Origin of the sequence: Paenibacillus sp. 598K (genome assembly GCF_003851045.1) — a bacterium.
Lineage (GTDB): Bacteria > Bacillota > Bacilli > Paenibacillales > Paenibacillaceae > Paenibacillus_D.
On the sequence record NZ_BFBX01000071.1, the window covers coordinates 46190 to 58096 of the forward strand.

An 11907-nucleotide genomic window follows, 5' to 3' on the forward strand; every position below is an offset into this window, starting at 1 on the left:
TAATGAAGCATAGCCATCCGATGATGACATGGACGCATCTTCACCATCGACTATAAGTTAAGGAGGCGCATCCCATGATTAATCAGCCTCGACAAGCTACCTTATATGAGCAAATGTATAATTATGCGCCCATCGGTATTGCTCTCGTCAGCCTCGAGGACGGCAGCTGGCAATCTGCCAATCATTATCTGTGCAATATGCTGGGCTATACCGAGGAAGAGCTGTTGCAGCTCAGCTGCCCCCTGATTACTCATCCTAACGACGTTGGCAAGCTGGATTGCCGCGAAGTATACAATGACCTGCTGCGTTCCAGGCAAACTATGCCGGTGCATGAGCTGGAGCTGCGATTTATCCATCGCAGCGGGCGTATCGTATGGTGCGCGCTGCACATCTCGCTCATCCAGTGTCCGGGCGAGGAGTACGGGGATTGTCTGATGATCCAGTATGTCAATATCACCGACAAAAAAGCTCAGGAAAAGAAGCTGCTCGAAAATCAAAAGCTTTACAAGCTGATCACGCAGCACACAACCGATCTGCTGTCGATCAGCCGTCCTGACGGCACGATCGAATTCATCTCCCCTTCGGTAACAACATTGCTCGGCTACGAGGAGGAGGAGATGCTGCGCAGCAATCGCAAAGCGTTTTATCACCCTGACGACGCCCAGGAGATGAGCAACCCGCTCAAGCTGTTCTCGGAAACCGAGACGTTCACGCGTCGCATCCGGCACAAGGACGGCCATTACCTCTGGTTCGAGACCTCCTTCCAGCTGCTCAGGGACGACAACGACAACATCGAGAAGGTGATCTCGATCGGGCGCAACGTCACGGAGCGAAAAAAAAATGATCTTACCTTTTCCGAAGCGCAACGGATCGCTCGAATCGGCGCCTGGGATTACGATCTGCAAAATCGGCGGCTTAATTTTTCCGAGGAAATCCGCCATATTTTCGGCGTTGCCTCACTTCCGGAGGAAGCCGATCCGTACGTCCTGATCGGGCGTATCCATCCGGACGATATCGACGGCGTCATGCAGGCGTTCTGCGCCTCGGCAACCGATGGCACCGGGCAATCCTCGACGTTCCGGGTGGTCCATGACGACCAATCGATCGCGTATCTTCACATGCGCTGGGAAGCCTTCCATAACGAACAAGGCCAGCCGATGCAGCTGATCGGCGTCGCCCAGGACATTACCCAGCAACGGCTGATGGAGGAAAAGCTCAAGGAAAGCGAGCAGCGTTACAAATCGCTGTTTGAATACAATCCGGCGAGCGTCTACTCCATGGATCTTGGCGGAACCTACCTGACGGCCAATGCCAGCATGGAGATCTTGACAGGCTATACGATCGAAGAGCTTACCGGCATGTACTTCGGCCCGATCGTGCCGGAGAAGGATATGGAGAAGACGCTGCATCACTTTAATCTGGCGCGCGAAGGCTACCCGCAGAACTATGAGATCTCGATCATCCACAAGGAGGGCCATCTGGTCGATATTAGCGTCACCAACGTGCCGATCGTCGTCAATGACCGGATCGTCGGCGTCTTCGGCATCTCCAGCGACATTACACAGCGCAAGCGGCATCTGGAGCAGATCGAGAAGCTGAGCTACGAGCACACCCTCATCCTGAACTCCGTCTCCGAGGGGATCTTCGGCGTCGACGCCGAGGGCAAGTCGATGTTCATCAACCCGGCAGGCGCGGCTATGCTCGGCTATACCTCCAGCCAATGGCTGAGCAACCCGCACTTCGAGCAGCTATTCCAGACGCCAGACGGCCTGCAGCGCTCGCCGGAGATATCGCCTGTGCGCGAGACGCTCCTGGACGGTCAAGCGAGGGGACGCGAGGAGGCTGTCTTCTGGCGGGCCGACGGGACGAGCATGCTCGTCGATTATCAAGTTACGCCGATCTACGACAAGGGCGAGCGCAAGGGCGCCGTCGTCGTCTTCCGTGACAAGACCGGCGAGCGCGAGATTATCCGGGCCAAGGAGTCGGCCGAACTAGCAGATCAGGCCAAGTCGGAGTTCCTGGCCATCATCAGCCATGAGCTGCGCACGCCGATGAACGGCATCGTCGGCATGACCGAGCTGCTTCGGGAGACGCAGCTTACAGACGAACAACAGCACTATACGCGCGTTATCTACGAGAGCAGCGGAACGTTGCTCCGCATCCTCAACGAGATTCTGGACTTCAGCAAGATGGAGGCCGGCAAGATGAAGCTTGAGGAGGAGCCTGTCGACATCCGCGAGGTGATCCGCGGCTCCATGCAGCTGTTCGAGGCGCGAGCCCGGGAGAAGGGACTGACGATGACGACCTCGATTCCGTCGACGATCCCCAGCCTTCTCTTGAGCGACAGCGCGAGGCTTCGTCAGCTGCTGGTCAACCTGATCGGTAATGCCGTCAAATTCTCGGAACGCGGCGTCGTCTCCGTATTCGCGGATATCGAACCGTTTGCCGAGGAGCAGCATGCTATGCTGACACTGACCGTTCAGGACGCCGGGATCGGCATCCCGGAGGAGAAGCTCGATCAGTTGTTCATCTCCTTCTCCCAGCTCCATCCCGCCATCAACCGGCTATACGGCGGGACTGGGCTAGGTCTGGCGATCTGCAAAAAAATCGTCGAGCTGATGGGCGGCACGATCGCCGTGGAGAGCACCGAGCATGTCGGCTCCACCTTTACGTTGAACCTGCCGGTCCGTCTGGCCCAGACTGCCGATGCTCCTGGAATCGACGAGAGCTGAAGCGCGAACGCTCTGACGGGCGCAGCCAAAAGAGCCTTCAACACCAATATCGGCGTTGGAGGCTCTTTGATTGCTCGGAGTTAACATCTCTTGCGCTCTACGCCCCCTGTCCTTGCTCCTGCCGCCGACCGGGCTTACTGCCATCCTCCGCGCCTCTGCGGCGTCGCGAGAGCATCGACAAGGCCGCAGCGGCCATGATCAGCCCCGTCGTCACGAAGATCCAGCGGATATCGAGGAAAAACCCGAGTCCGCCACCAATCAGCGGCCCGATCATCGCGCCGAACTGGTTGGCGCTGGTCGTCAGGCCAAAGGAGCGGCCGCGGAACGATTCGCTCGTATGCTGGACGACCAGCGTGTTGATGTTCGGCACGATGCCGGCCATGAACAGTCCGAACACAAACTGCACCGCCGTAAATACCCATAGCTCGTGGACGAAATACTGCGTCGAAATCACCACACCCGAGACAAGCAAGCAAAACGTCAGTACCCGGCCGTACCCGCGCTGCTCGCCCATTCTTCCCCAGAACGGCGAGGCGAGGATGCCGGCGACGCCGATCAAGGCGAATACGAGCCCTGACGTCAGCACGGCGCCGGTCAGCTCGCCCTGCAGCTCGGCGATATGCAGCGTCAGCAGCGGCTGGATCATGTTCAGCGAGAGCTGGAAGACGAGCAGCAACAATAGCATCCGGGTCAGCAGGCCATCCTGCAGCGCCTCCTTTACATCACGCCATAGCTTGCTCTCCTTGGCCTTAGCAGACGGCGCGTTCCCCTCCCGCACCCAGACGATGACCGCTAGCGTGGCCAGCAGGATGAGCGCTGCTGCGACGACAAAGGACAGTCGCTGGCCGAACCAGAGCGACAGCAGTCCGCCCATCAGCGGTCCCAGGATGCCGCCCGTCATCGTCCCGGCCTGCATCATCCCAAGGCTCCAGCCGAGCTTGGCGCCGGGAGCGGCGGAAGCGACGATCGCCATCGAGGCGGGGACGAAGCCGCCGACCAGCCCATGCAGCATGCGGACGACGATCAACTGCCAGGGCGTCTGCACGAGGCCGATCAGCGCGTAGATGACCGCTAGCGACAGGCCCGCCCGGATCACCATCTTGCGCTTGCCGTACTTGTCAGCCAGCGATCCCCACAACGGCGCCATCACGGCGCCGACCAAAAAAGCCGAGGAATGCACCGCCCCGGCCCACAGATTGACCGCGTCCTCCTCCACCCCAAGATCGAATAGAAATAACGGCAGAAACGGCACAGCCATCGTGTAGCTCGCACTGCAGAGCAGTACGCCGCCCCAGAGAATCCAAAGCGTTCGTTTCCATGGTTCCAATTCCGGCTACACCTATCCTTCCCTGGAACGTATCCATATCCATCTATTATATCGGACTCCGCTGCAGCGGGGCGACCGACGGACTGCCCAGCATTCGGTCGCAATTGCGCGCTTCCGTGCAGGAACGCCCCTTAAGCTGCATGGCATGTCAGCGGCCGATCGAATCCTGGCGTTAACCGGGGTTTGTGATGCTTCCGGTACCGACCTCCACGAAAAATCGAAAAATGAGAAAACACTTAGTATGGAAAACGGGTCTTAGAATACTCTCATTTAATGGGTTTTTAATTTCATTTTAAGTTTATTTTCAGATTACAAGGTTAGATTAAGGGCAAGCGAAAGGAGGGGAAACAAAAGTAACGGCGCATTATTGTACTAAAATCATCCTAGAATCGACAAAAATCATATGAAAAACACAAACAAAACGGAGGTCTTGTACATGTCTAAAACAAAAACGGGTCTTTTTATCCTCGCCTTGTCCATCATGCTCGTCGGCGCTGGCTGCGGCAACAACGCAAATAACGATCCAGCCACTCCGCCGCCGGCCGATACCAATGTCGATGTGAACACGCCAGCCAACGATCCGGCTACCAATGATCCAGCCACCAACGATCCGGCAACGAACGATCCGGTGACAAGCGATCCGCTCCCGTCTGACGACGCGACCGACACGGATGCCGATGCCGACACGGATGCTGATGACGGCACGCTGACAGATCCGGATGACGCGCCAGCAACTGAAGGCGATTCGACGACGCCTTAATAGCCGCATCATACCAACGAGTCTTCAGCACACTATCTATGCAAGCTCTTATAGATGAAAGCACAAAACGCTGCAGCATCGGTTATCCGATACTGCAGCGTTTGTGCGTGCGGGGGCAATGCCTCTCCGCCTCTAGGATATGTCCTGCTCCATGCCAAAGCGACGGCGGTAGCCGCAGCGGCGGCACAGTTCCTCCACCGCCTCCCGTCTCGAGAAGCCCTCGACAATCCGGGTTGCCCGCTCCCCCGACAAGATCTCGCCGAACGATTGCTCGCCCAGACGACCGAGGTCGATCACACCCTCCCCATCGAGACAGCAAGGCACGACGGTGCCGTTGGCGAGGATCGCCGCCTGCGTGCGCAATCCGTAGCAAAAGCCCCGTCCGTCGTCCTCGGGGGCGTCCATCGATGGCCACTCGAACTCATGATCCTGATTGAGATACACCTGCTTGGCGATCTTGAGCCCCTGGCCGCGCTCGAACCGCTCTTCGATCCGATACGGCAGCGCAAAGGCCGTCTCGATCATCGCCAGCAGCTCCCGATTGCGCTCGCGCTCCAGATTGGTCTGGTTATCCGTCGTAAGATTCCACAGCCGATAAGAGATAAATAGCTTGCTCGTCGCTATAGCCTCTCTCGTAAAGTCGAGGATATCGGCGAGATAGCCTGCCTTGTCCTGCGAGCCCGGATGGCCGTCGAAGCTGTGCAGCGAGAAGTTGATCTGCCGCAGCGCCGGCTTGCCGAGCAACTTGTGGCGGTTTTTGGCGATCAGCGTGCCGTTGGTCGTAATATTGACCTTGATCCCGTATTCGTGGCTGATGTCCAGCAGTTGATCGAGCTTCGGATGGAGCAGCGGCTCGCCCTTGACATGCAGGTAGATCGAATCGGCGTAGCCCTGGATCTGCTCGAGCCGCATGCGGAAGTCGTCCACTGACAGGAATGTTTTTTGCCGCTGGGTGGGCGGACAGAACGTGCAGGCAAGATTGCAGACGCTCGTAATTTCGATATAGCATTTCTTCAGTTTTCTCATACGTACGATTATAGCATGCTTTGGCTTAGCCGGGATACTGCGATATAATAAGCTGTAGCATCAGGAGATACATACGAACCTATGGCGCATGCGCCAATCGATGGAGGGATATACGATGAGTTTCCAGGAGAAATTAGCGAAGTATGCGGCGCTGGCCGTAGAGGTCGGCGTCAATGTGCAGCCGGGACAAAAGCTGGTCGTCAGCGCCTCGCTCGTCGCCGCGCCTTATGTGCGGCTCGTCGTGAAGCGGGCGTACGAGGCCGGAGCCAGCTACGTCCATGTCGAGTGGAATGACGATGAGGTGACGCGGACCCGCTATGAGCTGGCGCCGGACGACTCGTTCGATTACTTCCCGCAGTGGCGGGCCGACGGCTGGGAAGCGCTGGCTGCGGACAACGCCGCCTTCCTCTCGGTCATCGCCGCCAATCCGGACCTGCTCCAGGGCATCGATCCGAAGCGGATCAAGTCGGCCAATATTGCCGCGGGCAAGGCGATGCAGCCATTCCGCACCTATACGATGTCCGACAAGGTGAGCTGGTCGATCGTCGCCGTCCCTTCGCAGGTATGGGCGGACAAGGTATTCCCCGAGGCGCCGGAGGCGGAGCGAGTCGATCGGCTCTGGGACGCGATCTTCCGCGCGACGCGCATCGATCTCGACGATCCGGTACAAGCATGGCGAGACCATACCGACCTGCTCGACAGCAAGGCGGCCCGGCTCAACGAGCGCAAGTATAAAGCGCTGCACTACACCGCGCCGGGCACCGATCTGACGATCGAGCTGCCGCCCGCCCATCTGTGGGTAAGCGCCGGCAGCCACAACGCCCAGGGCAGCCTGTTCATCGCCAACATGCCGACCGAGGAGGTATTCACCGCGCCGCTCAAGACCGGCGTCAACGGCACCGTCACCAGCACGAAGCCGCTCAGCTACGGCGGCAACCTGATCGAGAATATCCGGATCACCTTCCAGGACGGCAAGATCGCCTCCTACGATGCCGATCAAGGCGCCGACACACTCAAGGGACTCGTCGAGACCGATGAGGGCTCGCAGTATCTCGGCGAGGTCGCACTCGTGCCGCATAGCTCGCCGATCTCGCAGAGCGGACTCGTCTTCTTCAACACGCTGTTCGACGAGAATGCGTCCAACCATCTGGCGATCGGCAAGGGCTACGCCTTCTGTCTCGAGGGCGGCAAGACGATGAGCCAGGAGGAGCTGGAGGCGCAAGGGCTGAACGACAGCCTGACCCATGTCGATTTCATGATCGGCTCGGCCGATATGGACATCGACGGCATCCTCGCCGACGGTACCCGCGAGCCTGTCTTCCGTCAGGGCAACTGGGCATTCTAGATGACGTTCTAGGGCATGTCTAGTCGGACGCCTTGCCTTCCGCCGCATGCGTCGCTTGCAACCATCGCCGCCTCACTTCCTCGTAGAGGACGTGGAGCGGCGTAGCGATGCCGGTCTGGGCGATATTGACATGCGCCTCCACCAGCCTTTTGTTCCATCGCATAAACAGCCGGATGAGCCATCCCTGTCTGACCAGATAACCGTCGGGATCGTGTAGATTGATGCCGATGAATCTCTCGCCGTGATAAGTATACAACCGCACCTCGCTGATCTCCCCCCACGAAATACGCCCTGCTGCGATCAGGCTCGAGGTGTCCAGCAGCCCTTCCTCATCCACCCGCAGCGTAGGCTGACGCTTCACCAGATGGTAAAGGTAGAAGAGCAAAGCCAGGCCAAACAAGAGTACCGCCGCCAGGCCGATAACAGCAATCAGCAGCGGCTCCTCCCCCCGAACGCCCGAGACGATCATCCATCCGCCAATCAACACAAAAACAAGCGAACCGAACGCGAACAGAAACATTCGCTTCCGGTCCGGATATTCAACAATAGGAGCACCATGCAAACGTTGGCTCATCTCCTCTCCTTCCTCCTTACAGTACTGAACTGCCAAGCTGCTCCGACAGCCTCCCGGACAGCGACTCGATGTCCGCGCGGCGGACGACCGCGGCCAGCCAGTCCCCCGGAATCGCATCCGCACCATACCACAGGCCGGCCAGACCGCCCGCCACAGCGCCGGTCGTATCTGTATCCTCGCCCAGATTCACGGCCTTCAGCACTGTCTCTTCGTAGCTCTCGCTCGTCAGCAGGCACCAGAGCGCCGCTTCCAGCGTATGCACGACATAACCCGAGGAGGCGATCTCCGCCTCGCTCCGCTCGCGGATGTCCTCTGCGAGCAGGCGGCGATACGTCGCGAGCTCCGGTTCGTCCCAGCACAGCTCCGTGACGGACGCTTGCATCCGCCGGTAGCTCTCCAGCGGCGGATGCCCTTGCAGCAGATGATCCGCCAGCTCGACATAGATCAGACAGCCGAGGATCGAGCGGGGATGGCTATGCGTGATCGAGGAGACGGCACGGACATACGGCTCCTTGTGCCGGAGAGGCTGACCTCGCAGCAGATAGACTAACGGCAGGATTCGCATGAGAGAGCCGTTGCCGTTGCTATACTCGTCAGCCAGCCCTGCCTGCTCGGCGGGCACCCCTTGCTCGCGCAGCCGCGTCAGCGCCTGCCGGGTCGCGATGCCGATGTCGAACACCTCGCCATGCGGCGACCACCAGCCCTCCTCGTACCAGCGAAGCGAGGCGGCGGCGATCCGCTCGATGTCGAAGCCGCCACACAGACTGTCGGCGAGACAGAACGTCAGCGCCGCATCGTCGGACCAAGTGCCGGGCGGCTGATGATGCGTGCCGTAGCCCCGCATCTCCCGCACCGGACGCTCTCGCAGCTCGGCGCGCGGTCGGAACTCGACCGGCACGCCCAGCGCGTCGCCGATGGCGAGGCCGAGCAGCCCGCCGCGGATCGCTTGCAGTTGATTCATCCTCCCTCGCCTCCCTCTCTCTTACGCTTGCAGCCCGGCCAGCAGCCGCGCCCGGATGTCGGCGAACCGCTCGTTGCGCAGCAGCTTGCCGTCCTCGAAGATAACCTCCAGCAGATCCTTGTCGGCGCGAGCCTCGTACGACGCTACGCCCAGATTGTCCTCGGCGCGGATGACGCCCTCCTCCTCGTACACATGGACGAGGCCGGTCTGCGACTTCTTGAAGTTGTTGCTGTCGGTCTTCGGATCCTTGTAGATCTTGCGCTCCTCGCCGTTGATCATCGTAAACGTCGACTTCAGCGCGTAGCCGAAGGTATCGCGCGTATTGTACTGGTACGTAAACGAGCCGATGCCGTACACCATATTGGTCGAAGCGAAGCCCTTGGCCTCCAGACGCTCGCAGATCTCCCGGCAGCGCTGCAGCGTGATCGCCTCGCCGTAGATTGCGCCGATATGGCTGTCGAGCTGCTTGTAGCCCTTCTCGGTCACCGTGCCGCCGAAGATGTCCCACAGCAGCTCGATGACGCCCTTGCGCACCCGCTCATCCGTCGCGTCGGGATCGCCGCAAATGATCTTCACCGGGTCGCCGCTGTCGGGCCGGATGACGACGCGGCCGTCGCGGCCCATGATATCGTCCTTCAGTCCGCGCACCACCTCGTCGATCACCTTCCACAGATCCCACGTATCCGAGACGATCGAGACGAAGCCATTCGGATACACTTCATTGATCAGATAACGGTACGACGTCATCTCGTCTGTGCCGTGGGCGCACATGACGCTGTGCTCGGTGGCCGGGATCGAGCTGCCGATCAGCTCCTGCTCCATGTTGCCGTTGTAGAACTCCTCGACGTAGAGGATCGACGGGATCGAGTCTGTGCCGGTAAACGAGATCAGATGGCCTGCGCCCGAGGCCTTCGAGGCATCCAGCGACGCCATGCCGCGCATCGAGAAGTCATGGCCCTGGAACGGCACGCCTGAGGTATCGCCGTTGGTGCGCAGCGCATAGCTTTCCAAAATTTTGCGATACTCGTAAGCAATCGTCGCGCTCGTCGCCGGCATCCATAGCTCGCACGACATGAGCGTCTCGAGATAGTTGGTCACCCAGAAAAACTCCGGCTTCGTGTTCTCGATCGTCAGCATCGGCACCTTGATCGGCACGCGCGTCCCTTCCTTAATCGCCTTCACCTTGACCGGCAGATAGCCGAGGTCGTGCAGCGCCTCGATATGCGACGCATCCGGGTCGGCGATCCCGAGCGCATGCTTCAGCACCCGCTTGTACTCGGCGGCGACCTCCTCGCGCGTTCTGGCGAAGAAGTTGTCGTTGAAGTAATCGATCAGATACTCCTTCACGAACGCCTGGAAGCCGAAGGCTACAACCTCATCGACGCCCTCGAGGCGGCTCGTGCGAGCCGTCCAGGTCGAGTAGACCAGCTCCGTGCCTTGCGGGTATTGATTTTTGTGGCTCACCTTATAAAAGTCGCACAGCAGCGTCGCAGGATAGATATATTTTTCGCTCATTTTAATTCCTCCCTAATTGTAATTAGATAATCGGGTAGATGTGAATCCGCTCATGCCCCGGCTCGCTCAGGATCGTGTCGGTCGTAAATACGCGATCGACGAGGCCGCTGGCAAGCAGCTTGCCGTCGTATATCGAGCGCTCGCAGTGGGCGACCAGCAGGTAGATCTCGGAGGCGCCGAGCGCCTTCAGCTTCTCCGCGCTCAGCAGGAACGTGCCGCCGTAGGAGCAGAGGTCGTCGACGATGATCGCCTTGAAGTCCGGCCCCGCTGGCTCGCCGACCACATCGAGACGCTGGATCTGGCCGCTCTGGAAGTCCCGTACCTTGAAGCCGACCAGCTCGCGATAGCCGCGCAGCTTGCTGTACCGCTTCTGCGCGCCCGCATCCGGGAAGAACAGCGCGTCGCGCTCGCCGTCGAAGCCAACCCTGGCCATCACATCCTCCAGCAGCGACAACGTCGGGTAGCTGGCGACGCAGCGGTCCAGCAACGCGGTCGTTACATCGGAATGCGGCTCGATCACCTGGACGCTGGCGAATTGCAGACGGTTGATGAACTCTGCGGTATACTTGAGCGTAAAGGCGGAAGCGCCCTCCACTCGGTCCATCCGGCTATAGGGCATATAGGCGATCGTCAGCGATGTCCGATATCCGCGTTCGTCGAGATATCGCTTCAGGAACATCAGCTTGATCAGATCGCTGTCGTCCTCGTACTTCCAGACGATGACATTGTCCTCCGTTGCTGCCGCCAGCACCTGCTCGCCGCCGAGCAGCGTCTCCCCGTTGGGGAAGGTGCGCATGGCGATTTCTTGCCCGTTCAGCTTCAACATTGTGCTCACTCCCTTTACTATTGGTCAGCTATAAATGGATAACCCCGGCTCCATCCCGGTGAAACGGTACAGCTGCGCTGCGCGCTGCGAATATTTATTGGTCTGCTTCAGCTCGCCCCGACTGTCCCGGACCTCCTCGATCAGCCCCTCGCGGCTGCGGGTCGAGGTAATCTTGCGGATGAAGTTGCGCTCGGCGAACTCCGGCACGACGGTCTGGATGACCTGGTACAGCTCGCTGATCGTGAATTCCTCGGGGAGGAACTCGCGAGCGATCGTCGTCGTCAGCATCTGGCGCCGCACCGCTGCCAGCGCGTCCCGGAGGATGCGGCCGTGATCGAATGCCAGCTCCATCGCCAGCGCCTCTTCCACCTTGAAGAGCTGTACCTGAGAGGCGTCGGCGGCTGCCCGCCGTTCGCGCAGCCTCTCCTCGCGGACCAGCGCCAGGAAGGCGTGCGAGATCATCCACCCCCTCGGGTCGCGCCCCGGCTCGCTGTAGACGTTCATATAGGACAGGTGGACATCGGCGACACCCGTCTCCTCCTCCAGCTCGCGCCTTGCGCAAGCATGGACGGTCTCGCCCTCTCGGGTGAAGCCGCCCGGCAGCGCCCAGCAGCCTTCGAACGGCCAGATGTTGCGACGGATCAGCAGTACATACAGCTCGCGGAGCGGCAACGTTTTTTTGGCTCCGACGCGTTCCTCGGAGAGGATCGTGAAGATGACGATGTCCGACGGCGCGCCGTCCGGCGTGCGGTAGTTGGCGGTCGAGTAGTTCGTTTCATTCTCGATCATAGGTACGACGTGCGCCTCGCTTTCTCTTTTTGATATTGTCATTATGACATAT

The 11907-nt window shown here is 59.7% G+C and carries 10 protein-coding genes; 3 read left to right on the plus strand and 7 right to left on the minus strand.

Going from position 1 to position 11907, the window contains the following annotated elements:
• Window positions 1–74: 74 nt before the first annotated feature.
• Window positions 75–2732 carry a PAS domain S-box protein gene (locus PA598K_RS20525; RefSeq protein ID WP_128658756.1) on the plus strand — a complete coding sequence of 886 codons (2658 nt, stop codon included), beginning with the start codon at window positions 75–77 and terminating at the stop codon, window positions 2730–2732.
• Window positions 2733–2829: 97 nt separating this feature from the next.
• Here the strand turns inward: PA598K_RS20525 and PA598K_RS20530 are convergent, their stop codons facing one another.
• A complete protein-coding gene (locus tag PA598K_RS20530) occupies window positions 2830–4059 on the minus strand; it encodes an MFS transporter (protein WP_128658757.1) in 1230 nt (409 codons plus the stop codon).
• Window positions 4060–4495: 436 nt separating this feature from the next.
• Between PA598K_RS20530 and PA598K_RS20535 the strand changes: the two genes are divergently transcribed.
• Complete coding sequence (locus PA598K_RS20535; RefSeq protein WP_128658758.1) at window positions 4496–4819, plus strand: hypothetical protein; 324 nt, start codon at window positions 4496–4498, stop codon at window positions 4817–4819.
• Window positions 4820–4951: 132 nt separating this feature from the next.
• Here PA598K_RS20535 and PA598K_RS20540 read toward each other — a convergent pair whose 3' ends face one another.
• Window positions 4952–5845, minus strand: coding sequence for a radical SAM/SPASM domain-containing protein (locus PA598K_RS20540; RefSeq protein ID WP_128658759.1), 894 nt, complete (start codon window positions 5843–5845; stop codon window positions 4952–4954).
• 115 nt (window positions 5846–5960) lie between these two features.
• On the opposite strand from PA598K_RS20540, the gene PA598K_RS20545 reads away from it, so the two are divergent.
• The gene (locus PA598K_RS20545; protein ID WP_128658760.1) at window positions 5961–7190 is read left to right on the plus strand and encodes an aminopeptidase; all 1230 of its coding nucleotides are present in this window, start codon (window positions 5961–5963) and stop codon (window positions 7188–7190) included.
• Window positions 7191–7209: 19 nt separating this feature from the next.
• Here the strand turns inward: PA598K_RS20545 and PA598K_RS20550 are convergent, their stop codons facing one another.
• The 5 genes from PA598K_RS20550 to PA598K_RS20570 are packed head-to-tail and all read right to left on the minus strand — an operon-like array spanning window position 7210 to window position 11855.
• Complete coding sequence (locus PA598K_RS20550; protein ID WP_128658761.1) at window positions 7210–7764, minus strand: STM3941 family protein; 555 nt, start codon at window positions 7762–7764, stop codon at window positions 7210–7212.
• Between the two features lie 16 nt (window positions 7765–7780).
• Window positions 7781–8725, minus strand: coding sequence for an ADP-ribosylglycohydrolase family protein (locus PA598K_RS20555; protein ID WP_128658762.1), 945 nt, complete (start codon window positions 8723–8725; stop codon window positions 7781–7783).
• A gap of 21 nt (window positions 8726–8746) precedes the next feature.
• Window positions 8747–10240, minus strand: coding sequence for a nicotinate phosphoribosyltransferase (locus PA598K_RS20560; protein WP_128658763.1), 1494 nt, complete (start codon window positions 10238–10240; stop codon window positions 8747–8749).
• Between the two features lie 22 nt (window positions 10241–10262).
• Window positions 10263–11066: a ribose-phosphate pyrophosphokinase gene (locus tag PA598K_RS20565; RefSeq protein ID WP_128658764.1), complete on the minus strand. Its 804-nt coding sequence runs from the start codon at window positions 11064–11066 to the stop codon at window positions 10263–10265.
• A 24-nt stretch (window positions 11067–11090) separates the two neighbouring features.
• Window positions 11091–11855 (minus strand): NUDIX domain-containing protein, encoded by a 765-nt coding sequence (locus tag PA598K_RS20570; RefSeq protein ID WP_128658765.1) that lies wholly within the window; start codon window positions 11853–11855, stop codon window positions 11091–11093.
• Between the last annotated feature and the right edge of the window lie 52 nt (window positions 11856–11907).

What these genes read in the sequence shown, in the direction of transcription:
- PA598K_RS20525 (WP_128658756.1), top strand. Translation starts at nt 75, where the DNA reads ATGATTAATCAGCCTCGACAAGCTACCTTATATGAGCAAATGTATAAT.
- PA598K_RS20535 (WP_128658758.1), top strand. Translation starts at nt 4,496, where the DNA reads ATGTCTAAAACAAAAACGGGTCTTTTTATCCTCGCCTTGTCCATCATG.
- PA598K_RS20540 (WP_128658759.1), bottom strand. Translation starts at nt 5,845, where the DNA reads ATGAGAAAACTGAAGAAATGCTATATCGAAATTACGAGCGTCTGCAAT.
- PA598K_RS20545 (WP_128658760.1), top strand. Translation starts at nt 5,961, where the DNA reads ATGAGTTTCCAGGAGAAATTAGCGAAGTATGCGGCGCTGGCCGTAGAG.
- PA598K_RS20550 (WP_128658761.1), bottom strand. Translation starts at nt 7,764, where the DNA reads ATGAGCCAACGTTTGCATGGTGCTCCTATTGTTGAATATCCGGACCGG.
- PA598K_RS20555 (WP_128658762.1), bottom strand. Translation starts at nt 8,725, where the DNA reads ATGAATCAACTGCAAGCGATCCGCGGCGGGCTGCTCGGCCTCGCCATC.
- PA598K_RS20560 (WP_128658763.1), bottom strand. Translation starts at nt 10,240, where the DNA reads ATGAGCGAAAAATATATCTATCCTGCGACGCTGCTGTGCGACTTTTAT.
- PA598K_RS20565 (WP_128658764.1), bottom strand. Translation starts at nt 11,066, where the DNA reads ATGTTGAAGCTGAACGGGCAAGAAATCGCCATGCGCACCTTCCCCAAC.
- PA598K_RS20570 (WP_128658765.1), bottom strand. Translation starts at nt 11,855, where the DNA reads ATGATCGAGAATGAAACGAACTACTCGACCGCCAACTACCGCACGCCG.